Origin of the sequence: Paraniabella ginsengisoli (genome assembly GCF_022513635.1) — a bacterium.
Lineage (GTDB): Bacteria > Bacteroidota > Bacteroidia > Chitinophagales > Chitinophagaceae > Niabella > Niabella ginsengisoli.
Genome location: NZ_JAKWBL010000002.1, coordinates 210,332 through 235,897, shown reverse-complemented (window position 1 = coordinate 235,897; position 25,566 = coordinate 210,332). Strand labels below are relative to the sequence as shown.

General features: G+C 36.4%; 26 protein-coding genes. All 26 read left to right on the top strand.

The window, feature by feature from the left end; all coding sequences use genetic code 11:
- Positions 1-111: 111 nt before the first annotated feature.
- On the top strand, positions 112-957 hold the full coding sequence (locus MKP09_RS12365; protein ID WP_240830313.1) for a GIY-YIG nuclease family protein: 846 nt from the start codon (positions 112-114) through the stop codon (positions 955-957).
- A gap of 20 nt (positions 958-977) precedes the next feature.
- The gene (locus MKP09_RS12360) at positions 978-1,421 is read left to right on the top strand and encodes a DUF3276 family protein (RefSeq protein WP_240830312.1); all 444 of its coding nucleotides are present in this window, start codon (positions 978-980) and stop codon (positions 1,419-1,421) included.
- Positions 1,422-2,308: 887 nt separating this feature from the next.
- On the top strand, positions 2,309-2,839 hold the full coding sequence (locus tag MKP09_RS12355; protein ID WP_240830311.1) for a hypothetical protein: 531 nt from the start codon (positions 2,309-2,311) through the stop codon (positions 2,837-2,839).
- 2,181 nt (positions 2,840-5,020) lie between these two features.
- Positions 5,021-5,590, top strand: a complete 570-nt coding sequence (locus MKP09_RS12350) for a DUF1990 family protein (protein ID WP_240830310.1) — start codon at positions 5,021-5,023, stop codon at positions 5,588-5,590.
- Positions 5,591-6,988: 1,398 nt separating this feature from the next.
- A complete protein-coding gene (locus tag MKP09_RS12345; RefSeq protein ID WP_240830309.1) occupies positions 6,989-7,768 on the top strand; it encodes a hypothetical protein in 780 nt (259 codons plus the stop codon).
- A gap of 873 nt (positions 7,769-8,641) precedes the next feature.
- Positions 8,642-9,886: an AAA family ATPase gene (locus tag MKP09_RS12340; RefSeq protein ID WP_240830308.1), complete on the top strand. Its 1,245-nt coding sequence runs from the start codon at positions 8,642-8,644 to the stop codon at positions 9,884-9,886.
- Positions 9,887-10,059: 173 nt separating this feature from the next.
- Positions 10,060-10,287: a hypothetical protein gene (locus MKP09_RS12335; RefSeq protein ID WP_240830307.1), complete on the top strand. Its 228-nt coding sequence runs from the start codon at positions 10,060-10,062 to the stop codon at positions 10,285-10,287.
- A gap of 26 nt (positions 10,288-10,313) precedes the next feature.
- The gene (locus MKP09_RS12330) at positions 10,314-10,688 is read left to right on the top strand and encodes a hypothetical protein (RefSeq protein ID WP_240830306.1); all 375 of its coding nucleotides are present in this window, start codon (positions 10,314-10,316) and stop codon (positions 10,686-10,688) included.
- A gap of 103 nt (positions 10,689-10,791) precedes the next feature.
- On the top strand, positions 10,792-11,427 hold the full coding sequence (locus tag MKP09_RS12325) for a DUF6985 domain-containing protein (RefSeq protein WP_240830305.1): 636 nt from the start codon (positions 10,792-10,794) through the stop codon (positions 11,425-11,427).
- A gap of 182 nt (positions 11,428-11,609) precedes the next feature.
- The gene (locus tag MKP09_RS12320; RefSeq protein ID WP_240830304.1) at positions 11,610-11,960 is read left to right on the top strand and encodes a hypothetical protein; all 351 of its coding nucleotides are present in this window, start codon (positions 11,610-11,612) and stop codon (positions 11,958-11,960) included.
- Positions 11,961-13,124: 1,164 nt separating this feature from the next.
- Complete coding sequence (locus MKP09_RS12315) at positions 13,125-13,712, top strand: hypothetical protein (RefSeq protein ID WP_240830303.1); 588 nt, start codon at positions 13,125-13,127, stop codon at positions 13,710-13,712.
- Position 13,713: 1 nt separating this feature from the next.
- Positions 13,714-14,265, top strand: coding sequence for an RNA 2'-phosphotransferase (locus tag MKP09_RS12310; protein ID WP_262915346.1), 552 nt, complete (start codon positions 13,714-13,716; stop codon positions 14,263-14,265).
- 839 nt (positions 14,266-15,104) lie between these two features.
- The gene (locus MKP09_RS12305) at positions 15,105-15,743 is read left to right on the top strand and encodes a hypothetical protein (protein ID WP_240830301.1); all 639 of its coding nucleotides are present in this window, start codon (positions 15,105-15,107) and stop codon (positions 15,741-15,743) included.
- A 193-nt stretch (positions 15,744-15,936) separates the two neighbouring features.
- Positions 15,937-16,347 carry a hypothetical protein gene (locus MKP09_RS12300; RefSeq protein WP_240830300.1) on the top strand — a complete coding sequence of 137 codons (411 nt, stop codon included), beginning with the start codon at positions 15,937-15,939 and terminating at the stop codon, positions 16,345-16,347.
- The gene (locus tag MKP09_RS12295; protein WP_240830299.1) at positions 16,325-16,600 is read left to right on the top strand and encodes a hypothetical protein; all 276 of its coding nucleotides are present in this window, start codon (positions 16,325-16,327) and stop codon (positions 16,598-16,600) included. The genes MKP09_RS12300 and MKP09_RS12295 overlap by 23 nt, the downstream gene beginning before the upstream one ends.
- Before the next feature lie 117 nt (positions 16,601-16,717).
- Positions 16,718-17,299: a hypothetical protein gene (locus MKP09_RS12290; protein WP_240830298.1), complete on the top strand. Its 582-nt coding sequence runs from the start codon at positions 16,718-16,720 to the stop codon at positions 17,297-17,299.
- Between the two features lie 150 nt (positions 17,300-17,449).
- Positions 17,450-17,947 (top strand): hypothetical protein, encoded by a 498-nt coding sequence (locus tag MKP09_RS12285; protein WP_240830297.1) that lies wholly within the window; start codon positions 17,450-17,452, stop codon positions 17,945-17,947.
- A gap of 1,139 nt (positions 17,948-19,086) precedes the next feature.
- On the top strand, positions 19,087-19,257 hold the full coding sequence (locus tag MKP09_RS12280) for a hypothetical protein (RefSeq protein WP_240830296.1): 171 nt from the start codon (positions 19,087-19,089) through the stop codon (positions 19,255-19,257).
- Between the two features lie 157 nt (positions 19,258-19,414).
- Positions 19,415-19,756 carry a type II toxin-antitoxin system RelE/ParE family toxin gene (locus MKP09_RS12275; RefSeq protein WP_240830295.1) on the top strand — a complete coding sequence of 114 codons (342 nt, stop codon included), beginning with the start codon at positions 19,415-19,417 and terminating at the stop codon, positions 19,754-19,756.
- Positions 19,757-19,760: 4 nt separating this feature from the next.
- The gene (locus tag MKP09_RS12270; protein ID WP_240830294.1) at positions 19,761-20,087 is read left to right on the top strand and encodes a helix-turn-helix domain-containing protein; all 327 of its coding nucleotides are present in this window, start codon (positions 19,761-19,763) and stop codon (positions 20,085-20,087) included.
- Positions 20,088-20,416: 329 nt separating this feature from the next.
- The gene (locus tag MKP09_RS12265) at positions 20,417-20,806 is read left to right on the top strand and encodes a hypothetical protein (RefSeq protein ID WP_240830293.1); all 390 of its coding nucleotides are present in this window, start codon (positions 20,417-20,419) and stop codon (positions 20,804-20,806) included.
- A 224-nt stretch (positions 20,807-21,030) separates the two neighbouring features.
- Positions 21,031-21,744: a hypothetical protein gene (locus MKP09_RS12260; RefSeq protein WP_240830292.1), complete on the top strand. Its 714-nt coding sequence runs from the start codon at positions 21,031-21,033 to the stop codon at positions 21,742-21,744.
- A 135-nt stretch (positions 21,745-21,879) separates the two neighbouring features.
- Complete coding sequence (locus tag MKP09_RS12255) at positions 21,880-22,488, top strand: hypothetical protein (RefSeq protein WP_240830291.1); 609 nt, start codon at positions 21,880-21,882, stop codon at positions 22,486-22,488.
- A 192-nt stretch (positions 22,489-22,680) separates the two neighbouring features.
- Entirely contained in the window at positions 22,681-23,202 is a 522-nt protein-coding gene (locus tag MKP09_RS12250) for a hypothetical protein (protein WP_240830290.1), read from the top strand.
- A gap of 841 nt (positions 23,203-24,043) precedes the next feature.
- Positions 24,044-24,661 (top strand): hypothetical protein, encoded by a 618-nt coding sequence (locus MKP09_RS12245; RefSeq protein ID WP_240830289.1) that lies wholly within the window; start codon positions 24,044-24,046, stop codon positions 24,659-24,661.
- A 77-nt stretch (positions 24,662-24,738) separates the two neighbouring features.
- Positions 24,739-25,554, top strand: coding sequence for a hypothetical protein (locus tag MKP09_RS12240; RefSeq protein WP_240830288.1), 816 nt, complete (start codon positions 24,739-24,741; stop codon positions 25,552-25,554).
- Positions 25,555-25,566: the final 12 nt, after the last annotated feature.

Here is a 25,566-nt window from a genome sequence, read left to right as displayed (position 1 = left end):
AGACAGTAATTCTATTCAACTTTCGTGCTAAAAGTCCGCCACTTCGGCAATACCCGAACCGTTAGCTGCCATTTTGGGGCGACCGTGCAAACTTCAACTAACGGACAAAATATGAAAGGACAAAACACATTTACAACTTCTCAAATTGACGAGATTAAGAAACTAATTGCTGACAAGGTTCGGGCAACAGCAGACAAACAAAAAGGAATTAGAGCTAAAATTCGCAAATTGGGTTTTCATTATTCAGACTTTAGCTCTAAAAAAGACGGATACACAGTTGCGGACTTTGAAGCACTTATCCGTTCGGGACAAATCAAAGTTATTGGAAGCAACTACAAGCCAACAGAGCAACTAACAACAAAACCAACAACAACCATCAAACCTGCAACAACTACGGTTTTGCCGAGTTTAAAGACAACTGACTTAACTTCCTTGTTGCAAACTTTCAAACAAAATCGTTTTGACCCGACTAACGACAGCGAAACAATTATTCCTGACCAATCAGGCAACTATATTGTGTGTCTAAAACCAAATTCAAACCTTTCGACCGTTTCAGTTATTCCAATCTTGACAAGTTTTGACGAGCTAAAAGTCGTTTACACAGGAATTGCAGGAGGAAGTTTAATAAGTAGAGATTACCGCCAACATTTCAAAGGCAATAATGCAGGACGTTCAACACTTCGTAAAAGTTTAGGTGTGTTGTTCGACTACAAACAAATTCCGAGAGATAAAGACCCAAGTAATGGGAAAACAAAATTCGGACAAGCTGACGAAGAAAAATTGACTAAATGGATGTGTGACAATTTGATTATGTTTTTTCTGCCAACAACAGACTTTGATAGCATTGAAATAAAACTAATCAACCATTTTAATCCGCCTTTGAATTTAAAAAACAATCACAACAGCATTAACGCTGACTTTAGAAAATTGCTATCAACGCTACGTTCCAAAAAGTAAAATTTGTAATTTTGTGAAAGATGAGCGATAACGAAATTTATAGTGACAAAATAACCAAAGGTTCACGAACTTACTTTTTTGACATCAAGAAAAGTGAGAAAGGCGACTTGTATTTAAAAATTTCGGAAAGCAAGAGAACTGAAAGCGGTTTTGAACATCACCGACTTAAGGTTTTTGACGAAGATTTAAAAGACTTCGTAGAAGCATTAAAAAAATCGCTGACAAAATTCAAAGAACTTAAAGAACCAAGGCAAACTAACGGCAAAACATATTCAGTAGAAAAAATCAGAGAAACACATCAACAGGCATATTTACCTTGGACAACAGAAGACGACAACAAACTTGAATTGCTATTTTGTGAAGGCAAGAAAGTGAAAGAACTTGCAGAAATCTTTGGACGAAACGTAGGAGCAATTAACTCACGAATAAAGAAACTTGAACTTAAAGACAAATACGGAAAATGACCCCACTATTCCCCCACGACAAAGAAAAAAACGGCAGCTAACAGCGGTTTGGCTATATTTTTTGTTCGGGGGCGACAGTGCTTTATTCAACATTAGTGCAATAATGAACGATAGTGCTTCTATTGAACTTTTGTGCTTTAATTCCCCTCACAAAAAACATCGCCAAGCCGCAAACCGTTAGCGGCAATGCCATCCGACTGTTTCGCTTACATCGACAGACAAATAAAACAACTTCAATCACAAGACTTTTAAGAGTTGAACGACCGTCCACGGCGGACTTCGGACAATTCGAAACTCAAACTTCATTCTTAATTTTCATTCGGGTGATAAACACTTTATCGGTGGACAATCGTTCAACTCTTACGGGTTTGACACGGAAAACAATTTCATCAATCGGACGAAAATAACAAACAAGTCGGACGACACCGCCGCAACGATTTTGCAAGACCCGACTTTATGGAAAGACTTTTTTTCGTTGCAACTTGGACACAGTTTTTAAAGCAGACAAAATACAAAACGTCCAAACGATTTATGCGTAAAGGTTTCGGGCGATAGACACAAACGACAATTTTTTAGATTTTTATTGAGGAAGCATTCAGCCTGACAAAAACATAAACGCTAGACCAGTTCCGCCATTCAGACAATTGCTTTCAACGGCTTCAAAACCGCTTCGGACAAAGGTTTCAGGCGGACACAGACGCAGCAGCAGCTACGACAAAAGGCACATGCCGCCAACAGGGTATTTGCAATAAGGCGGCTGAACAACATAGGCTCAACTTCGGAACTTATATTTATCTTTGGTACAAAACTGAACAGAAGAACACAGATTTCCACCTCATCGCAAATACCTGATCGTTAGCTGCAACTTTAGACACAGCACCAGGAATATGATAAAGACCATTTACATTTTAATATTGACTTTGCTTATTGGTGTTTGCGGACAGACAAATCCAAAGGCCGACAATCAGAAAAATAGTGAACAAACTATTACAACTGTAGGCACGACCAAAACAAACCAAGTGACAGAAATATTAACCAAACTTGACAGCATTGAGAAAGAAAACAATGAAAGTGTTGTTGCTTCTGGGGACAACATCACTAAAGCATTTGTTTTTCTAAAAGACGGCGACAGCACAATAAATTTGACAGCAAACATCAGACAAGACTATAGAATATTTGGTTATGCAAAACCCGACATCAAATCAGAACGACTTTTACTTTTATCTGTTTTTACAAATGATGTTGAAAACAATCCATTCGGTTGTAATCTTGGTGCTTATTACGAAACAGGAGGAATGGACGAATTGACTTTAAAATATATCTCCACAACTGGAAACTTTGTTAAAGCAACGGCAACTGACAAAACAAGCAACTCGACAACTATTTATTTTGAGAAAAAATGGATAGAATTCGAGTAATAACGACAGAAGCAAAAGCAGCAGCTAACAAGGGTTTTGCAATAGTGGGGCGAAACTGCAAAGTTCAACAGTAGTTCTTCGGTTCAACTTTTGTACAAAATTGAAGTTTTGTGCTTCGATTGCCCCACCATCGCAAAGCCCCGAAACGTTGCAGGCAATGCCATCCGACTGTTTCGCTAACATCAGCAGACAGATAAAGCGACTTCAATCACAAGACTTTTAAGACTTGAACGACCGTCCACGCCAGACTTCTGACAATTCAAAAATCAAACTTCATTACCAATTTTCATTCGGGTGATAAATACTTTATCGGTGGACAATCGTTCAAGTCTTACGGGTTTGACACGGAAAACAATTTTATCAATCGGCAGACACCAACAAACAGTCGGACGACATCACCGCAACGATTCGCAAGACTCAAATTCAACGCAGGACTTTTTCGCGGCAAACCTTGACACAATTTTCAGAGCAGACCTATAAGAAAAATTCGTCAAACGCTTTATAGACAACTGTTTCAGCCGACAAACCAGCGACTATTTTTAGAAAACATTTTCATTGGACAATTTTCAGTCGCCAAAAAACTTGCGTGCTGAAAAAATCTATTTTTAAGACAATTGACTTTTATCGGCTTCAAATCCGCTTCGGGTAAAGGTTTGGACTGACACGAACCAGCAACGACGAATAAGGCACATGCCTGCAACAGGGTATTTGCAATAAGGCGGCTGACGAACAAAACTCATCTTTAGATTTTCTGTTTATCTTTAGTGCAAAATTCAACTAACGAACACGGATTTCCGCCTCATCGCAAATACCTGATCGTTGCAGGCAATGCCATCCGACTGTTTCGCTAACATCGACAGACAAATAAATCGACTTCAATCACAATACTTTTAAGACTTGAACGACTGCCCACGCCGGACTTCGGACAACTCCAAACTTCAACTTCATTATCAACTTTCGTTTTGACATTTGACTGCTGCTTCGGTGGACAGTAGTTCAACTCTTATGGGTTTGACACGGAAAACAATTTTATCAATCGGCAGACACAAACAAACAGTCGGACGACATCACCGCAACGATTCGCAAGACTCAAATTCAACGCAGGACTTTTTCGCAGCAAACCTTGACACAATTTTTCAGAGCAGACCTATAAGAAAAACTCGTCAAACGCTTTACAGACAACTGTTTCAGCCGACAAACCAGCGACTATTTTTAGAAAACATTTTCATTGGACAATTTTCAGTCGCCAAAAACTTGCGTGCTGAAAAAATCTATTTTTAAGACAATTAACTTTTATCGGCTTCAAATCCGCTTCGGATAAAGGTTTGGACTGACACGAACCAACAACGACGAACAAGGCACATGCCTGCAACAGGGTATTTGCAATAAGGCGGGCTGACGAACAAGTGCTTAACTTCGGATTTCTATTTATCTTTAGTGCAAAACTGAACAGACGAGCATGTATTTCCGCCTCATCGCAAATACCTGTTCGTTAGCGGCAATGCCATCCGACTGTTTCGCTAACATCGACAGACAAATAAAGTGACTTCAATTACAAGACTTTTAAAGACTTGAACGACTGTCCACGCTGGACTTTGGACAATTCTAAACTCAAACTTCATTCTTAATTTTCATTCGGGTGACAAATACTTTATCGGTGGACAATCGTTCAACTCTTAACGGTTTGACACGGAAAACAATTTTATCAATCGAACGACAATAACGAACAATCGGACGACAACGCCGCAACGATTTACAAGACTCAACTTTAGCGCAAGACTTTTTTCGTTGTAAATTTTGACACATTGTTTTAAAGCAGACAAAAACAAAAAACATTCAAACGCTTTATGCATAAAGGTTTCGGCCGACAAACACAAACGACAATTTTAGAGAAACGGTTTTATCGGAAATTGAAATCAACCGCTTTTGCTTTTAAGACAATTGACTTTGACGGCTTCAAATCTGCTTCGGAAAAGGATTTCGGCAGACAAAGACACCGAAACGACGACAAAAGGCACATGCCGCTAACGGGGTATTTGCAATAAGGCGGCTGGACAACAAATGCTCAACTTCGGATTTCTATTTATCTTTGGTACAAAACTGAACTGATGAACATGGATTGCCGCCTCATCGCAAATACCTGTTCGTTATGCGGCAGCTTAAAGAACGACACAACCAACAATGAAAATTTACCTAACAGACCAGAAAAAAAAGTTCACACAACACCTTGACTTTTTAAAGACCAAGAAAGTTATGGACTATGACAAATCTCGGCTGACAGAGAAAATCACAACCATTGACATAGACACGACCAAAAAACTTGAACAACTAAATGTTGACTTTCTGTTTAATTATCAAATTTTTCCAGACAATATTATGACCTTCAAGAATCAGTGGACAGATGAGAACAGAAAAATCAAAATTGGCGACACCATAGCTCAACAAGTTTACATTCCACCGATAAGGAATTTTTCACAGAAAATAATTTTTGGAGTAAGAATAAACGAAATTATTGACCAAGCAGACAAGAAAGGATTTAGTTATGAAACACTCGAAGGACACGTCGAGAAAGGCATTTCGACTTTTACAGTTCAGCAATTTGATAACAAAATATTTTTTAAGGTTCAGACTTTTTCGACACCAGGAAACATTTTGGCTAAATTGGTTGGACCATTTTTTTCAGTTCCCTATCAGACTTTTTGTACTAAGACCGCTTTGAATAACGTAAAACGACAATTAGAAAATCAATGAACCTGCGTCAGTAAATGAAAGCCGACCGCATAACAAGGGTTTTGCGTCAGGCGGGCTGAAGTACAAAACTCAACGACAGTAATGCTATTGAAATTTTGTACATTAGCTGAACGTTCGGCTTCGATTTTCCGCCCGAACGCAAAGCCCCAAACCGTTGCAGGCAATGCCATCCGACCGCTCTGCCAACATCAACAGACAGACAAACTGAATTCAATAACGAACTTTAAAGAATTGAACGACTGCCCACACCGGACTTCGGACAACTCCAAACTTCAACTTCATTATCAACTTTCGCTTCGACATTTAACTGCTGCTTCGGTGGACAGTAGTTCAACTCTTAGAACTTTGACACGGAAAACAATTTTATCAATCGGCAAACAACAACGAACAATCGGACGACATCACCGCAACGATTTGCAAAACTCAAGCTTATCGCAAGACTTTTTTGCGGCAAACCTTGACACAGTCTTTAAAGCAGAGAAATACATAAATCTATCAAACGCTTTACAGACAAAGGTTTTGGGCGACAATTCGTGCAACGTTTTTGAGAATTTTTATAAGACGTAATTTTAGCCGGACATAAACATTGAACAACTTTTGTTATAAAAGCAATTGACTTTTGTTGGCTCAAAACCTCTTTGGACAAGGGTTTCGGGGGACACAAACACTGCAACAACGAACAAAGGCACATGCCTGCAACAGGGTATTTGCAATAAGGCGGCTGGACACTAAATGCTCAACTTTGGATTTCTTTTTATCTTTAGTACAAAACTGAACAACAGAACACGAATGGCCGCACCATCGCAAAGCCGCTGCAACGTTGCAGGCAATGCCATCCGACCGCTCTGCCAACATCAACAGACAGACAAACTGAATTCAATAACGAACTTTAAAGAATTGAACGACTGCCCACACCGGACTTCGGACAACTCCAAACTTCAACTTCATTATCAACTTTCGCTTCGACATTTAACTGCTGCTTCGGTGGACAGTAGTTCAACTCTTAGAACTTTGACACGGAAAACAATTTTATCTATCGGCAAACAACAACGAACAATCGGACGACATCACCGCAACGATTTGCAAAACTCAAGCTTATCGCAAGACTTTTTTGCGGCAAACCTTGACACAGTCTTTAAAGCAGAGAAATACATAAATCTATCAAACGCTTTACAGACAAAGGTTTCGGGCGACAATTCGTGCAACGTTTTTGAGAATTTTTATCAGACGTAATTTTAGCCGGACATAAACATTGAACAACTTTTGTTATAAAAGCAATTGACTTTTGTTGGCTCAAAACCTCTTTGGACAAGGGTTTCGGGGGACACAAACACTGCAACTACGAACAAAGGCACATGCCTGCAACAGGGTATTTGCAATAAGGCGGCTGGACACTAAATGCTCAACATTGGAATTTCTATTTATCTTTGGTACAAAACTGAACAGATGAACATGGATTGCCGCCTCATCGCAAATACCCCGACGTTAGCTGCCATTTTAGAAAGCGTGTACAGTATGAAACTATTAAAAGCCAAACTCACAAGAATTGATAATGAGGGAGAATTTGAAATAATGCGTTCCACATTAAACACGGTACTGATTTCAATGAAAATTCGTCTGAAAGTTGATAATCTAGTCAAGTTTGTAAAAATTACTCAAAAAGGAGAAAAGCAATTCAATAGGCAGACAAAAAAGTTCATTCAAAGATATTCTACAAATGCCGAAGATGTAGAAAAATATAAGCCTGAATTTTACCTGTATTTGAATGCAATCGAATATGTGATTTATGAACTAAATAGAATGGTTGAAGTTCATCACCACGAATTTTTAGCACATATCAATGAAGACATTCAAATTGACTTATCAAAAAGTCCAAACTTTGATTATTGCAAAAGAACTTTCAAACAAAGCGGAATTGACATATCCGAGATAAGCGGTTATGAAAGTATTGTAGAACTTAGAAAAATATGTAATGACTTAAAGCACGCTTATATTCAGGAATATAGCCTAAGCAAAACTCTAAAGTTAAAAACCTTTCGAGAATTTAATCGAAAAATATTAGTTGACAAAGTGAATGTTTATATCCTTGAAACGCCAAACTATATTGAAGCATTAGCTAAAACTATTAACTCGAAATATCCTAAAATAGAAATAAAGAAAAATAAAAACGGCAGCTAACAAGGTATTGCCAAAAGCGGGGCTGAAGTGCAAACCTAAACTTTCGGAATCCTATTCCGCCAAAGCGAATTTTATTCGCTCAAAAAATGTAAATTAGCCAATAAAATTCGCTTTGGCTTGCGTTGGTGCAGAACTCAACATTTGTACATTGATTTCCCCGCCTTCGGCAATACCCAAACCGTTGCAGGCAATGCCATCCGACCGCTCTGCCAACATCAACAGACAGACAAACTGAATTCAATAACGAACTTTAAAGAATTGAACGACTGCCCACACCGGACTTCGGACAACTCCAAACTTCAACTTCATTATCAACTTTCGCTTCGACATTTAACTGCTGCTTCGGTGGACAGTAGTTCAACTCTTAGAACTTTGACACGGAAAACAATTTTATCAATCGGCAAACAACAACGAACAATCGGACGACATCACCGCAACGATTTGCAAAACTCAAGCTTATCGCAAGACTTTTTGCGGCAAACCTTGACACAGTCTTTAAAGCAGAGAAATACATAAATCTATCAAACGCTTTACAGACAAAGGTTTCGGGCGACAATTCGTGCAACGTTTTTGAGAATTTTTATCAGACGTAATTTTAGCCGGACATAAACATTGAACAACTTTTGTTATAAAAGCAATTGACTTTTGTTGGCTCAAAACCTCTTTGGACAAGGGTTTCGGGGGACACAAACACTGCAACTACGAACAAAGGCACATGCCTGCAACAGGGTATTTGCAATAAGGCGGCTGGACACTAAATGCTCAACATTGGAATTTCTATTTATCTTTGGTACAAAACTGAACAGATGAACATGGATTGCCGCCTCATCGCAAATACCTGATCGTTGTATGCCATATTAACCCGACACACAAATGAAACCAACTACTGAAAAAATCCTTTCAATTCTTAATGATGAAAATATTCAGACAACGTTACAAGGATATGTATCATCAAATCCAGCTCTAACACACGGCGACACAGACATTACAGAAGCAGTCAGTAAATTTAATCTAATTCGTGAAACCTTAAATGTAACAATCAATAGTACTCATTTTGACACTTTGCCTGCAAATAGACGCAACTCAATCTTGAGTAGTCTTAATGCTTTAAAGACACATATATCAAACCCTTCTCAATTAATCATACAAATTGACAGCCTGTATGAAACAATTTTAGGGAATGAATTATTATGTCAGCAAATAAGCAAACGAGATTATGTAAAAGAGTTTAAGAATATTGCAGATTTAAAAGCAAACCTTGAACAACTGATAAAAGATATTGAAGAAAAAGAGGAAGTACTTGCGACAGTTGATACCAATGCAAAACTTATTGAAACACTTAAGAAAAAATTGTCTCAAATTTCGGATGAGATATATGAGATATTGGAAAACAGCAAAAAAGCAAATATTGCAATTTCCGAGGTCTTAACTTCTGCAAATACAAGTCAATCAAACATTGACAAAAGTGAAAAAGAAATTGAAGCAAAAAGGCTTTCAATTACAACATTTGCAGAAAATATTGAGGAGTATAAAACATCTATCTCGGCTTTAGAAACACAGGCGAAAAGTATTATTTCTAAAGAAGCCAAAATTGATGAATTAATCTCACAAGCAGAAAAAGCACTTAATTTAAAATCCGCAGAAGGAATTAGTGCTGCGTTCTCCGCACAATACAATAGCTCAAATAAAGTTTGGGGACTTAGACTTTGGATTATTGGAGCAGCTGTTTTTATTATCGTTGCAATTTGTTTGACTATTTGGATTGTTAGTGGATATGGAATAATTAACCCGAACTCCATTAGCTCAATAGTTGGACGAGTAGTTGCAGTCGGCATTGCAATAACAGGTGCGACATTCTGTGCAAAACAATTTACTAAACAGAAAAACATCTCAGAAGACTACGCATATAAAGCGGTTTTAACTAAATCGATTATTGCATTTACTGAAGAAATTAAAAAGCGAGACGAAAACAAGGTCGCTGAATATCTCGAAAAGGTACTTTCCGAAATACATCAGGACCCATTAAGAAAACGCACAGACAAGGAAGATATAGACAGCATAAATAAACCATTTGATATAATTGGAAAACTTATCGACAAAATTCCGACGACAAAATAACACGGCATACAAGTATTTGCAATAAGGCGGGCTGACGAACAAATGCTCATCTTCAGTACTTCTATGTAACTTTGGTACAAAACTGAACGGATGAACATGAATTTCCGCCTCATCGCAAATACCTGCTCGTTGGCTGTAAGTTTAGACAGACCACGATAATTATCAAAATAGATATGAAAAAGACATTTATATTTTTAATTGCGACACTTTTTGCAATCACTTCTTTTGGACAGACTTTTGAAGGCAAAATAATTTACAAAAACACTTACAAAAGTAAAATGCCAAATGTGACAGACGATCAATTCACTGCAATGATGGGTTCGATACAAGAATATTTTATAAAAAAGGCGACTATAAATCAGTTGCAAATGGCTCATTTTTTCAGTGGCAACTTTATGTGAACAAAGACAACAAGCTTTACACTAAAATGGCCAATTCTGAAACTTTGCTTTGGAATGACGGAGCCACAAACCCAGACGAAATTCTAAAAGCAGAAGTTAATAAAGATGTGACAGAAGTATTAGGGTATAAATGTGACGAACTCGTTTTGACTTGTAAAAGTGGAACACAGAAATACTATTTCAACACTAAGCTTTCGGTAGACACAAAACTATTTGTTAATCACAAATTTGGAAATTGGTATGACTTCGTCTCAAAATCAAACTCATTACCTTTAAAATCAATAGTTGACAATGGACAATTTACTTTGGAAAGCGTAGCAACAGAAGTAAAAGAAATGAAACTCGACAAGACATTTTTTGATTTGCCAGCAGACACAAAAACAATGAAAAGTCCTTATTGACGAGAAGAAAACCTACAGCCAACGGGGTATTTGCAATAAGGCGGCTGGACAACATAGGCTCAACTTGGGGATTTCTGTTTATCTTTAGTGCAAAACTGAACTGATGAACACGGATTTCCGCCTCATCGCAAATACCTGTTCGTTATGGGCAAGCTTAACAGACACCGCAACACTAACGACAATGAATAAGGAAGTCACATCAAAAATAATCGGACAACTTAAACAGGAAGACATTTTCCCTCATTGGTGGAAAAGTTCAGAAATTGAAATTCCATTTTTTGGCAACGAAAAGTTGACAATAATATTTATGGACTTTGAACCTGAACACGACAAGAGTTTTGTTGAAGAAGCTGACCAAGCTCTAACAAACTTCCTTAAACTGACATCTGCCGACAGAAACTTAATTTCTGAGCTCGCTTATAAAAATTGTATTGACTTTTTAGCTGCAGTTGATTTTGACGAAGCGGACGAACCTTTGAGACAAATAAAAGACCGCAACGAAATTTGGAATTTTATACAGCCGACAGAAATTTATGTAACAAGACGACCCTATAAGGAACAAGACATTTACGTTCAAATTGCTTGTGAATGTAATTGGGAACAAGAACACGGACTTCAACTTGTGTTTAGACAAGGAAAGCAACTGACAAGAATAAGCGACCAAGACGGACATTTAACCGAAGCAGACGCTTATGACAAACCTGACGAAGAAGATGAATTATTATCAAAATTTAAGTGACAGTTCGACAAAAAAGCCTGCCCATAACGGGGTATTTGCAATAAAGCGGCTGGACTACATAGGCTCAACTTCGGAATTCTATATAGCTTTGGTACAAAACTGAACAGACGAACATGAATGACCGCCTCATCGCAAATACCAAATCGTTACCAGCAATTTTGAAAACCCGACCGTAAAACAATATGAAAGCAAAAATTTTAAATTACTTTATAATTATTGGACTTCTGCTTAGTTCTTGCGGACAAATTTCCCACGCAAAATTCGACTCTGACAAATGGAAAAATTCAGATTTAAATACGGAGGAAAATTGGGATTTAAGATGGAAAATGATGAATGATTTAAGAAAAAATCACGAGTTGGTTGGAATGAAAAAGGCTGAAATCGAAAAACTTCTTGGAAAACCTGACAGTGAAACTAATTCAGAGTATAGTTATTATTTAGGAATGACAGGAACGGGAATAAATACGGGAAGTCTAACAATAACTTTTAACGAAAGTGAAATAGTTTCAAAAATAAATGTACATCAAGGATGAAAAATGTGATTAGGACGATTTCGATAATTTCTTATTTGTTAATCATTTTAGCCGGACAAATGATTGGACTTCCTTTTATCCTATGGTTAATCTTTACCGCTTTTGACTTTGGAAATATTGACCAACTATTTGCAATATTTGGACTTATAGGAATTGTTTTAAATCTAACAAAATGGAGAACCAACATAATTGTGACGATTCTAAGTTTTATACTTATGTTATCGCCTATAATTAGTAGATTAGTTCAAGTTCCAATCGAAATGTTCAACTATTTAGCCTTTCAAATTCCTTTGACAATTTTTATCATAACTTACTTAACATACATAATAATTAACGCAAAAGAAAAACTGCTGGTAACAAGGGTTTTGCAATAGTGGGGCGAACCTGCAAAGTTCAACGGTTGTTCTCCGGTTCAACTTTTGTACAAAATTGAAGATTTGTGCTTTGATTGCCCCACCATCGCAAATCCGCCGGACGTTAGCGGCAATGCCATCCGACTGTTTCGCTAACATCGACAGATAAATAAAACGGCTCCAATCACAAGACTTTTAAAGACTTGAACGACCGTCCACGGCGGACTTCGGACAGTTCAAAAATCAAACTTCATTACCAATTTTCATTTGGGTGACAAATACTTTATCGGTGGACAATCGTTCAACTCTTACGGGGTTTGACACGGAAAACAATTTTATCAATTGGCAGACAATAACGAACAATCGGACGACACCGCCGCAACGATTTTGCAAGACTCGACTTTAACGCAGAACTTTTTTCGTTGCACTTGGACACAGTTTTTAAAGCAGACAAAAACAGAAAACGCTCAAACGTTTTGTGCGTAAAGATTTCGGGCGACAAACACAAACGACAATTTTTTAGAAAAGGTTTTACCGAAGATTGACTACTTTTATTTTTAAGACAATTTGTTTTTGCTGGCTTCAAACCTGCTCGGATAAGGTTTCAGGCGGACAAAGACACAGAAACGACGACAAAAGGCACATGCCGCTAACGGGGTATTTGCAATAAGGCGGCTGAAGTACAAATGCTCAACTTCGGAACTTCTATGTAACTTTGGTACAAAACTGAACGACAGAACATGAATGACTGCCTCATCGCAAATACCCAAATCGTTACCTGCTATTATAGAACGACACACCAAAACAAACAATGGGACTATTTGACAAAATATTAAGACGAAACACAAATCCTAAAATTGAAGACGAAAATTTGCCTTCATTTTGGGAAGACGACTATTGTCAAATTGAAATTGTTCCAAGAAAAAATATTGAGCACATTGAAAAATCTATAAAGCAAATTGACGAGTTTACAGAAAAGACGAGAACCGAATATGGGTTTACAGATATTTTCATAAGAGAAGGTTTACCGTTTCCAACCATATATGAAGAGTTAAGAACTGATTACTTTGATAAATTACTTATTGAAAAGGGGTTTGAAAAAGCAACGAAAATTCGATACGATGGATATACAATAATCGACTGCTCAAAAACTACTTCAAACGCATTTGTTTTGCCTTGTTTCAATTTCTTTTATGACTGCAATGACGAGTTTATAAATAATATTTGGATTTCAACTTCTCTTATTACTTCAAATTACCATTTCACTAAAATTTTAGAATCACTTTATGAATTAGGCGAAAGTTGTGAATTGGTATTAATTGATTGGAACAGTTCGGAGTTAATAGACTTAACTGACAGAAATCAAATTAAAAAGTATTTAATGAGTTATTGTAAATAATATGACAAGCGAGAAGCAACTGACACATATAAGCAAATTTTTAAGTTTGGTATTAAGACACCAACCTGAAACAATTGGCATTCAACTTGACCAAAATGGCTGGACTGACATTAAAGAATTAATCGATAAAGCAAACAACAACGGAATAAAGTTCGACCGAGAAACGCTTAGCCACATTGTTGCAACAAATCCAAAGAAAAGATTTGCTTTTAATGAAACGCTTGACAAAATAAGAGCAAGTCAAGGACATTCAATAGAGATAGAGTTAGGCTGTATGAACCAAAAACCGCCTGAATTTCTATATCACGGAACAAGCGAAAAATTAGTTCAATCAATAAATGAAGCTGGACTTGAAAAACGAAGCAGACAACACGTTCATTTGAGTAGCGATATTGAAACAGCAGTTAAGGTTGGACAAAGACACGGAAAACCTTTTGTATTTAAAGTACTAGCTGAAAAGATGTATAATGACAGTTTTCAGTTTTTCATTTCAGACAATGGTGTTTGGTTGACTGACAATGTGCCGACTGAATACTTGAAACGAAATGACTAATAAAAACAATAACAGCAGGTAACATGGTATTTGCAATAAGGCGGCTGGACAACAGATGCTCAACTTCGGATTTCTATTTATCTTAGTGCAAAACTCGGCTGACGAATAAGGATTTTCGCCTCATCGCAAATACCGAAACGTTGCAGGCAATGCCATCCGACCACTCTGCCAACATCAACAGACGGATAGCCCGAATTCAATAACGAACTTTAAATACTTGAACGACTGCCCACGCTGGACTTCGGACAACTCCAAACTTCAACTTCATTATCAACTTCCGCTTTGACATTTGACTGCTGCTTCGGTGGACAGTAGTTCAACTCTTAGGGGTTTGACACGGAAAACAATTCTATCAATCCGTAGACACCAACAAACAGTCGGACGACATCACCGCAACGATTTGCAAGACGAAAATTCAACGCAGGACTTTTTCGCGGCAAACCTTGACACAATTTTTCAGAGCAGACCTATAATAAAAACTCGTCAAACGTTTTACAGACAACTATTTCAGCCTACAAACCAGCGATTATTTTTAGAAAATATTTTCATTAGACAATTTCAGTCGCCAAAAAACTTGCGTGCTGAAAAAATTCTATTTTTAAGACAATTGGCTTTTGTTGACTTCAAACTCGCTTTGAACAAGGGTTTCGGCAGACATAGACGCAGCAACGACGAACAAGGCACATGCCTGCAACAGGGTATTTGCGATAAGGCGGCTGACGAACAAAACTCATCTTCAGATTTTCTATTTATCTTTAGTGCACAACTGAACAGACGAACATGGATTTCCGCCTCATCGCAAATACCCCGACGTTAGCAGCAACCGTAACAAACATTCCGTGGATAACGAAACAGCGAAATATATTATTAACTATTTCAGTAACTTATTGACTAGTGCGGAAAGAATGGCTATTAAACATACTACATCAACTTATAAACTTGAACATTCAACTTCTGACAGCATGACAAAAATTTATAGAGATAAAGGTTGGTTAACTTCTGATCAATCAGTTCTTGACTTGCTTAAAGATGGTTATGACAACTTTGAATTGAATGTTGCAAACAGAATAATAAACCAAAATAGTGACAATGTATTCTTAAACAACTGCCCAAAATGCAACAAACTTGCAAGAACACCGTACGCAAGACAATGCAAACATTGTGGAAATAATTGGCACGACTTAATCGTTGGACAATTTAAACTTGAATACGCCTTTCAAATAACAGGCAGGCAATTTTTTATAGTTGGACAAATAAAAAAAGGAGAAATTAAGCCAGGACAATTTATGGACTTAACAATGTTAGGGTTAAACAAAAAACCCCAAATTGAAGCAATTGAATTTGCGCTTAAACGGCAAGACGGAAAAGCATGGGAAGACATTGGACTTGGGACAAACGAACTAACGGAAGTAGAAAAAGAATTTATAAAAAGTAAAGGTTCATTTGAGACACCATTTGACATAATAAGCGAACGATGAGAACGGCAGCTGCTAACGGGGTATTTGCAATAAGGCGGCTGGACAACATAGGCTCAACTTCGGATTTCTATTTATCTTTGGTTCAAAACCGAACAGATGAACATGAATGACCGCCTCATCGCAAATACCTGATCGTTGGCAGTAATTTTACCTAGACACACCAGACAGAACGAACATATCAAGACAAAAATAAATGGGATTTGGATTTGTAATACTTATACACTTTGTAGCAATTTTTTTATTAAGTGCCATAATTGCGTTAGTGTGGACGGTATTAACTCGACTTTTATCCAAAGAAGAAAAACGAAAACGAAAAATATTATTTGCAGGTCTTGCACCATTTATTGGATTTTATTCATTGTATTTTTTAGGACTGTTTGGCTCAATTATAGTTTCAGAAATTAAAAGTGTTGACATAGGAATTGGAGATTGTTGGTATGTTCCAATTAAAGACAATTGCAAATTGACATTTATAGACTTACCTGAACAGTCATATTTAGACGATGACAACAAAACACTTATAGAGAGTATTGAATTTATTCAACAAACAGAAAATAATGTTTTAGGAAAAACTTATGATAGTGTTTACTTTTTTACGACTTAACAAAAAAGACTTTGAAAAATATAAAACTGAAAGTGATTTTCTAATAGCAAATAATAATCAACAACCAAATTTCAAAAAGACAACAGACTTTTATAATGACCGAAGAAATGAGGTTGCTGGGACAGGTTTTATAATCGTAGGGATTATTTCTTTATTGACAACTATATTTGGACTATGGCTTTTACGGAAATTAATATTAGGACAATTAAAAGAAACAATAAAAAAACTACTGCCAACATGGTATTTGCAATAAGGCGGCTGACGAACAAATGCTCAACTTCGAAACTTCTATTTAAATTTGGTACAAAACTCAACAGGCGAACATGTATGACCGCCTCATCGCAAATACCTGATCGTTGTGCGTAATTATATGAAGACAGCAATCGCCATATTGACCTTGACCATTTTGACTTTGTCCTGTAAAGACAATGGTAAAACAGTAACGACCGAAAATACGCAAATTATTGGGCAAGACAGTTTGACAAACACGCAGACAAAAAATTCTCGCCAGGGAATTAACCTAATTCACGAAACTGAAAATTTAAAACTGTACGGCGACACAACTATTGACAAAGACAAAATCTCTTATGCTTTAGTAAAATTTGAACCATACATCGGTTTTGACGATTTTGAAATAAATGCGATTGACCATAAAAAGTATGCTGACCTTGACCTAAAATCAAATAAAGGCGCAAGTAACTTTCGGACAAGATTAAGAGAAGGTTTTAGTGCCGACACAGCTAATTTTGCAGGACATTATTCATTTGTGTATTGGGGTTGTGGTTCTCCTTGTCAAAGCAGCTTACTTATTGACAGAAAAACGGGGAAAGTTTATGACTCCCCAAGCGCTTCAGTAGGTTATGACTTTCGAGTTAACAGCAGAATGTTAATAGTAAACCCACCTGACACGAGTGGCTTTTTTATGACGACTGTTTTTACTGCAAACCTATAATTTACATTTTTGACGAGCAGACAAAAACATTTAATGAACTAAAAAGACAATGAGAATAACTACGCACAACATGGTATTTGCAATAAGGCGGCTGGACAACAAATGCTCAACTTCGGAACTTCTATTTATCTTCGGTACAAAACTGAACAGATGAGCAAGTATTTCCGCCTCATCGCAAATACCTGTTCGTTAGCGGTAATTTTAAACTACACCGGAAAATTGAAATTGACAACCAAAACAAAAAAACCAAAACGAAAATCAGCTGGACTAAGCCTGACACCATATTTAATTATTGCAGGTGTATTAGGAATTGCCTTGACAGTTTATATTGGCTATCGAGCTTCAATAAGTAACAGAAAATTATTTTCAATTAGTTTAATTGCATTATTTGCTGGACTTCTTTTTGAAAGTATTAGAGTTTCTGGCAGTTGGAAAACAGTAGCTGGAATTTTTGTCGGAACTTACTTATTTAGTTTCTTAAGTTTCTTACCAGGAAAACGTGAGCGAATTTACAATTTTGAAAACCATATTGAGATGTGGCCATATTTCTTCATTTTTATTTTCGCTCTATTTTTTGGAATAGCATATAAGGACAAGGTAACGCAAAGCTTACTGAAGGAATTACTTTATTACTATCAATTTCATTAATCTATTGGGCTATTGACTATGGATTTACCAATTATCATAATTGGTTTTCAATTTCTTTAATGACAATTGGTTTGCTACTTTCGGTCTTTTCAATAGTTAACGCATTGACACATTTACACCTTTCAAGAACAAACAGATTAACTCTAAGTATTTGGAGCACTATTATAATGTTTGCGTTTGCAATTGACAATATTATTCGTGTATTCAGTAATGCAGACATTGAAAGTTCATATTTTTCAGACGGACTTTACATTAGTCTTCAATATTTTTTAATGGGAGTTTCAGCCGTTTATATAATGCAGAACTATATGCTACTTGCTGCGTTTTTGCCAAGTAAAAATGGTGATTATAAAAAGACCTTAAAGAAAACAAGAAAGGCCACATTGACAGATACTCGAACGAACAAGTAAATATTGGACAATCTTTATTTTGTATATTATTTACTGGGGCGGTTTATTGGTTAAATTATAAATTTCAATTATTACCAAGACATACAATGATTTGGCTTGTATTCCTGACTTTTCCATTTTTATTATATTTAAAAACATTATTTAATGGACAGAAAAACTACCGCTAACATCGGTTTGGCAATATGGCGGCTGAAGTGCTTCTATGAAACATTTGTGCAAGGTTCAACAGCAGTATTTCTATTGAACTTTTGTGCTAAAAATCCGCCACATCGCCAAGCCGAAAACCGTTGGCGGCAATGCCATCCGACTGTTTCGCTAACATCGGCAGACAGATAAAGGCGACTTCAATCACAAGACTTTTAAGACTTGAACGACCGTCCACGGCGAGCTTCGGACAATTCAAAAATCACACTTCATTACCAATTTTCATTTGGGTGAAAAATACTTTATCGGTGGACAATCGTTCAACTCTTACGGGTTTGACACGGAAAACAATTTTATCAATCGACAGACAATAACGAACAATCGGACGACACCACCGCAACGATTTTGCAAGACTCGACTTTACGGCAAGACTTTTTCGTTGCAACTTGGACACAGTTTTTAAAGCAGACAAAAACAGAAAACGCTCAAACGTTTTGTGCGTAAAGATTTCGGGCGACAAACACAAACGACAACTTTTATACATTTCTTATCAAAGAAACATTCAACCTGACAAAAACATACACGTTGGACAATTTTCGCCATTTAGATAATTGCTTTTACGGGCTTAAAACCCTCTTCGGAAAGGTTTTGACGGACACAGACGCAGCAGCGACGACAAAGGCACATGCCGCCAACCGGGTATTTGCAATAAGGCGGGCTGATGAACAAATGCTGATCTTCAGAACTTCTATTTAACTTTGATTCAAAACTGAACGGATGAACATGGATTTCCTCCTCATCGCAAATACCTGTTCGTTGTGCGTCACCTTCCACGACCAGCCTCTCAAATAACAGCTTAAAATAAAGTTTCTAATTTTAGAAACTTGTGTTATCTTTGCAAAAACACTTTTAATTGCAATACTTTCAGACACGGTTTTTAGAAGAAGCAGACAAATTCATTGCAGGACTTGACTCAAAAGCTGCAAAGAAAGTGTTCTACAATATTGACCTTGCCGAACAAAGCAATGACCCGAAACTTTTTAAGAAACTTCAAAAAGACATTTGGGAATTTAGAACAAAGTTCGGCGGCGTACAAATTAGGCTACTTGCGTTTTGGGACAAAGACAACGAAACCGAAACATTAGTTTTTGCAACACACGGTTTCATAAAAAAGGTTGACAAAGTTCCTTTAAATGAAATTGAAAGAGCAGTTAACATTCGGAAAAAATATTTTGAAGGCAAACTTAAAAAATAACATTATGTCAAAGACAGCAATAAAATCATACTCACTTGCCGAAATGAAAGATAAATACATCGGCAAAAAAGGCACAAAAGACAGAGACCAATATGAATACGAGCTTCGTATGGACATTTTAGGTAGAATGATAAAAACTGCAAGACAGGAACGCAAATTGACACAAGAACAATTAGGCGAACTTGTTGGCGTGCAAAAAGCACAAATCTCAAAATTAGAAAGCAGTGCGAACAGTGCGACAATTGACACTGTACTGAAAGTCTTCAAAGCATTAAAAGCAGACATTCATTTTAATGTGACGATTGAAAAACAATATTTGCAACTCGTCTGACAATAAGGCGAACGCACAACAGGGTATTTGCAATAAGGCGGCTGGACACTAAATGCTCAACTTCGGATTTCTATTTATCTTTGGTACAAAACTGAACTGACGAACATGAATTTCCGCCTCATCGCAAATACCTGATCGTTGTGCGTCACTTTAAATAAACATTGCGTTTAATAACTTACATATTGACAATTTTCGCTGCGACTCTACTCTTAGCGTTCGGACAATTTAGCTTGCCTGTTACAATAACAGGACACTTAAAGAAAAATCCGAAAAACACCTCAACTTATATTCAAGGTATTGTTGTGTTCGCAAAAGGTGACAATAAAATTTTGGCAAAGACATTGACAGACGACAAAGGCAATTTTACTATAACATTCACGCCAAAGAATGAAAAATCATTTGACTTTTATTGTACAGGGTTGGGTATTGACACATTACTACTTTCATCTGTAACAACTTTTGAAAGCGACACACCAGAAATGACATTTTACGTTCCTGGTCAACATCAGAGAAACTCATTCAGTAAAACAATTTGCCCAAAATGCAAACGAACTGACAAGGTTTACAAAATTGAATACGAAGACGCACCTGTTATGACAAGACAGATCAGCAAATCGGGTGACACAACATACAGCCCAATATATAAAGGAACATATCAAGAAAGTTGTATTGTTGGACTGGCAAGGTTTTATTGTAATAGAGATAAAGTAAAATTTTAGCCCCTTTTTTATCGGCGGACAAAAAAGCGAACGCACAACGGTGTATTTGCAATAAGGGGGCTGAACAACATAGGCTCAACTTCGGACCTTATTTAACTTTAGTACAAAACTCAACGACAGAACATGAATGACCGCCTCATCGCAAATACCTGATCGTTGTGATTAATATGGACACTACCCAAACTGACAATTCTGAATTTGCAAACAACGTCTACAAGAATAATATGGATTTATTTTTTAATCCAGAAATTGAAAGACGGAAACAACTGAATACTTTACCTGAAAATTTTATGCTAATAGCTGCCCAAGCTATATTTTTTCCAGACGGACGACCGCATATTGTCAGACTTAACGAAGAAGTTTCAGCAGAAGTTAAAGTTAAGAAAGGAGTAGACACTTCTTCTCCGAACTTTTGGGCAAATATTGACGAAGTTGAACACGTTAAATTGAACGAAACAGAATTTTTAAATTGCGGACATTCTACTTTAATTCTTTTTAAAGACGGCTATCAGCTTACATTTGACTTTCAATATAACAAACAACTAAGTAACGAACATCTAGCTGTAGCAAAAGAGTTTTTAGAAGTAAGTAAATATTCATTGGAAAAGAATTTGCTATATGCTTTTTTGGACAATGCTTTTAGTACAATCGAACTATTAGCAAAAACAAATCTATTTCTTGAGACAAATAAAAGCGTACTTGGTAGAACAAATCATAGTACAATTAAATCAGAATTCAATAAAAGATTTAAAAACTCACAAAACGACTTTGAAACAGAAAGGCGTGAAGCATTTAATAAGCTTTCAAATATTAGAGCAAAGGCAAGGTATTTAGAAGGACAAATAAATATTGAAAAAGGAGAATTGACATCTATCTTTGAAATAGTTGAAAAAATGTTTTTAGAGTTAAGTAATCGGACAAAATTTAACCACAGCTAACAGGGTATTTGCAATAGTGCGGCTTGACGTTAAATACTCAACTTCGGTAATTCTATTTAACTTTAGTACAAAACTCAGCTGACGGAATACAATTGCCGCACCATCGCAAATACCCGAACCGTTAGCTGCAACTTTATGACAACAGACCGTTTAGACATAGAGAAACTGAAAATTTACAATACGTATGGTGGCGACATTGACGGAATTTGTAGAAATAACAGACCAACAGAAAAAGCTGTTTTTGGAGACAACTTAGATAGCATTTGGACATTAATTTCAAATAAACTCCAAGACATAGAACTTATTTCTAAACGACAAACTTCATATGAATACACGAAAAGAACTTTGATCGACTTATATGAAAAATCAGATGCTGAAACTTATAAATTGTTTGTAGACAAAATTCCATTTTATAATGACTTCCAAAAAGTAAAAGATATTTTAGAAACCATTAAGAGTTGGACAACTAATGAGACAGATACAGTCTGGGCAGGTTATGACAACGGAAAAGAATTCTTGATTGACCTAAATGCTGACATTGAAAAAATTAATTTTTGTGACTTTGAAACTTTGGACAAACTAAATATGGAATTTGCTCCAACTTCAACTTATCAAGAAATATCTTTATCGAATGGTTGGGCTGACGAATACATAAAACTTGCTGAACAGTTTGACAAACTATATGAGAGAATAAAAAGTCAAAAGACAACTGACAACAAAAAAGAATGGTGGAGATTTTGGTAGACAGAATGATTGAAGAAAAAAAGCAGCAGCTAACACGGGTTTTGCGTCAGGCGGGCTGAAGTGCAAAACTCAACTTTTTGTTATAAATTTAGCATTAGTTAAAGGCTCAACGTTCGTGCATAAAATCCCGCCCGAACGCAAAGCCCCAAACCGTTGCCTGCAACCCTAACAGACGCCAAAACAACAACCTAAGTGAAGAAGAAAAAATATATCGGACAATTAGTTTCTGTAAAATTCAAAGATAGAAAAACACCAATTTATGGTTATGTTGTTGACTACAATGATGACTGGACTTTAATGAAATATAATCCTGTTGACTACATAATTGACGGCTACGTTATATTCCGACACAACAACATTGAAGGTTTTAGTAGAAACTCTGACGAAAAATGGAAAGAAAAAGTAATTAACCTTAAAGGACTTCAACCAACTGACAAAGATATCATTCCACTGAGTAACCTTGGCGTTATTTTAAAGTACCTAACCGACAATTTTGGCATTTTTCAAGTTTATACAAAATCAGAAACCTCTTGTTATTTAGGACAACTTAAATCAATTGACAAAAGAGAACTTATATTGGACAACCTACAACCAAACGGGAAATGGAAAGGAGAAATAAAATTTAGAACTGACAATATAAGAATTATTGAGTTTGACACAGACTACATCAACTCATTAAAACTCATTTCGACAGCTAAAAAGACGAAGAAATAATGACTCTATGAAACGAAATAGCAAAAGGGCAGCAGGCAACAGGGTATTTGCAATAAGGCGGCTGACGAACAAAACTCATCTTCAGAATTTCTATGTAACTTTAGTACAAAACTGAACAGATGAACATGAATGACCGCCTCATCGCAAATACCTGATCGTTAGCGGCAATGCCATCCGACTGTTTCGCTAACATCGACAGACAAATAAAGCGACTTCAATCACAAGACTTTTAAGAATTGAACGACCGTCCACGGCAGACTTCGGACAATTCAAAAATCAAACTTCATTATCGGTTTTCATTCAAATGACAAAGGCTTTATCGGTGGACAATCGTTCAACTCTTATGGGTTTGACACAGAAAACAATTTTATCAATCGGCGGACAATAACGAACAATCGGACGACACAACCGCAACGATTAGCAAGACCCGACTTTACAGAAGGACTTTTTTTCGTTGCAACTTGGACAATATCTTTAAAGCAGACAAAACACAAAACGTTCAAACGATTTATGCGTAAAGGTTTCGGGCGACAAACACAAACGACAATTTTGGAGAAAAGGTTTTATCGGACATTGACATCAACCGCTTTTACTTTTAATACAATTGACTTTTGACGGCTTCAAATCCGCTTCGGAAAAGGATCTCGGCAGACAAAGACACAGAAACGACGACAAAAGGCACATGCCGCTAACCGGGTATTTGCAATAAGGCGGCTGGACAACATGCGCTCAACTTCGGAACTTATATTTATCTTTAGTACAAAACTGAACAGACGAACATGAATTTCTGCCTCATCGCAAATACCTGTTCGTTACAGGCAACTTTAAAAGACCTAATCCAATGATAAATAGTCCAGAAGTAAAGAAATTAATTAATCTTATAAAAGATTCTTTTAGAGTTCGACCAAATCATAATCCCATTTATATAGATTTCTCTGACAATCTTGAACGCTTAAAAGCAAAACAACATCAAATTATTTTTGGTAGAAGGGGTTCGGGAAAATCTTGTTTACTTGTTCATTTCAAGAATACAGTTTCTGACGCGGATTCTTTGGAAATTTATATTGAGGCTGACGAAATCAAAAGACTTGGTTATCCCGATATTCTGACAAGGTTATTACTGTCAATAATGGAAAAAATTGTATCATCAAGAAATTGGTGGCAAAAAATCATCTATACTAATTCCAAGATTAATAAAAATATAAAAAGTCTCAGAAGAATTCTAGACCAAGCTGAAAATAGACAAGTTAAACAAGAAGAAAATCAGTCAACGAACTATTCAGCAAAAGGCGAAAAGGGATTTCTTTCAGGCTCATATGGAAGAACTAATTCACTTGGGAAACTGAGTGAATTTCAAGAAAGCAAATTAGACACTTTAGAAAGGTATTTATCAGACTATAAGAAAGCTTTACAAGAAGAATTGGAAAAAGAAATTTACAAACTATTTATATTCTATTAGACGATTTTTATCTTATAAAGAAGGAAAGGCAACCCGATGTTATAGATTACCTTCATCGTTTGGTACGAGGAACTGAAATGTATCTAAAGATAGGAACAGTAAAGCATCGAACAACTTTAGTACGTAATGATGAACAAACAATAGGTGTTGTATTAAATCAAGATATTGAGCCAATTAATTTAGATAGAACTTTGGAAAATCTTACTGCACCTACGCAATTCCTTTCAAACTTATTGAACTCATTAGGAGAAAAAGTTGGGTTAAATAATCCAGCAATTGACTTGTTTAATCCTCAAGCATTAGAAAAATTAGTAATTGCTTCGGGAGGTGTTCCAAGAGACTTTTTGACCATTTTGGTTGATGCTATAGAAAATGCGATATCCCAAGGCAGAAACCATATAACACCCACAAATGTTTGGAAATCGGCGAGCAGCTTCTCGTATCAAAATAAACTGAAAGATTTAAGGGTTGACGTTGGTGCAGATGCACAATCAATAGAAAAAGCTTTCAGAGATATTCTAAAGTTCTGTATAAACGACAAAAAGAGAACGAGTTTTTTAGTGGCACAAGAAGAAGCACAAAGTAAAGCGGATTTGCACGAACTTATTTTACAATTAATGGATGGAAAGTTATTACACATCATTGAACCAGATACTTCCGCAGCATCTAATAGACCAGGAAGATATGAAGCATACACTTTGGATTTTTCATTATTTATGGAACCTCGAAAAAGAGGTATACAAATAGTTGAATTTTGGAATTTTGACGAAGCAGGAAGAAGAATTGGGGTAAGAGAATCGCCAATTTATTCTTTAGAAAATGTAAGAAATGCAATTAACAATGAAGATGACATTGCTACTGAAACTCTAATTAACAATTTTGAAAATGAATAAAGCAGCCTGTAA

What these genes read in the sequence shown, in the direction of transcription:
- MKP09_RS12365 (WP_240830313.1), top strand. Translation starts at nt 112, where the DNA reads ATGAAAGGACAAAACACATTTACAACTTCTCAAATTGACGAGATTAAG.
- MKP09_RS12360 (WP_240830312.1), top strand. Translation starts at nt 978, where the DNA reads ATGAGCGATAACGAAATTTATAGTGACAAAATAACCAAAGGTTCACGA.
- MKP09_RS12355 (WP_240830311.1), top strand. Translation starts at nt 2,309, where the DNA reads ATGATAAAGACCATTTACATTTTAATATTGACTTTGCTTATTGGTGTT.
- MKP09_RS12350 (WP_240830310.1), top strand. Translation starts at nt 5,021, where the DNA reads ATGAAAATTTACCTAACAGACCAGAAAAAAAAGTTCACACAACACCTT.
- MKP09_RS12345 (WP_240830309.1), top strand. Translation starts at nt 6,989, where the DNA reads ATGCTCAACATTGGAATTTCTATTTATCTTTGGTACAAAACTGAACAG.
- MKP09_RS12340 (WP_240830308.1), top strand. Translation starts at nt 8,642, where the DNA reads ATGAAACCAACTACTGAAAAAATCCTTTCAATTCTTAATGATGAAAAT.
- MKP09_RS12335 (WP_240830307.1), top strand. Translation starts at nt 10,060, where the DNA reads ATGAAAAAGACATTTATATTTTTAATTGCGACACTTTTTGCAATCACT.
- MKP09_RS12330 (WP_240830306.1), top strand. Translation starts at nt 10,314, where the DNA reads ATGGCCAATTCTGAAACTTTGCTTTGGAATGACGGAGCCACAAACCCA.
- MKP09_RS12325 (WP_240830305.1), top strand. Translation starts at nt 10,792, where the DNA reads ATGAACACGGATTTCCGCCTCATCGCAAATACCTGTTCGTTATGGGCA.
- MKP09_RS12320 (WP_240830304.1), top strand. Translation starts at nt 11,610, where the DNA reads ATGAAAGCAAAAATTTTAAATTACTTTATAATTATTGGACTTCTGCTT.
- MKP09_RS12315 (WP_240830303.1), top strand. Translation starts at nt 13,125, where the DNA reads ATGGGACTATTTGACAAAATATTAAGACGAAACACAAATCCTAAAATT.
- MKP09_RS12310 (WP_262915346.1), top strand. Translation starts at nt 13,714, where the DNA reads ATGACAAGCGAGAAGCAACTGACACATATAAGCAAATTTTTAAGTTTG.
- MKP09_RS12300 (WP_240830300.1), top strand. Translation starts at nt 15,937, where the DNA reads ATGGGATTTGGATTTGTAATACTTATACACTTTGTAGCAATTTTTTTA.
- MKP09_RS12290 (WP_240830298.1), top strand. Translation starts at nt 16,718, where the DNA reads ATGAAGACAGCAATCGCCATATTGACCTTGACCATTTTGACTTTGTCC.
- MKP09_RS12285 (WP_240830297.1), top strand. Translation starts at nt 17,450, where the DNA reads ATGAGCAAGTATTTCCGCCTCATCGCAAATACCTGTTCGTTAGCGGTA.
- MKP09_RS12270 (WP_240830294.1), top strand. Translation starts at nt 19,761, where the DNA reads ATGTCAAAGACAGCAATAAAATCATACTCACTTGCCGAAATGAAAGAT.
- MKP09_RS12260 (WP_240830292.1), top strand. Translation starts at nt 21,031, where the DNA reads ATGGATTTATTTTTTAATCCAGAAATTGAAAGACGGAAACAACTGAAT.
- MKP09_RS12255 (WP_240830291.1), top strand. Translation starts at nt 21,880, where the DNA reads ATGACAACAGACCGTTTAGACATAGAGAAACTGAAAATTTACAATACG.
- MKP09_RS12245 (WP_240830289.1), top strand. Translation starts at nt 24,044, where the DNA reads ATGATAAATAGTCCAGAAGTAAAGAAATTAATTAATCTTATAAAAGAT.
- MKP09_RS12240 (WP_240830288.1), top strand. Translation starts at nt 24,739, where the DNA reads ATGTATCTAAAGATAGGAACAGTAAAGCATCGAACAACTTTAGTACGT.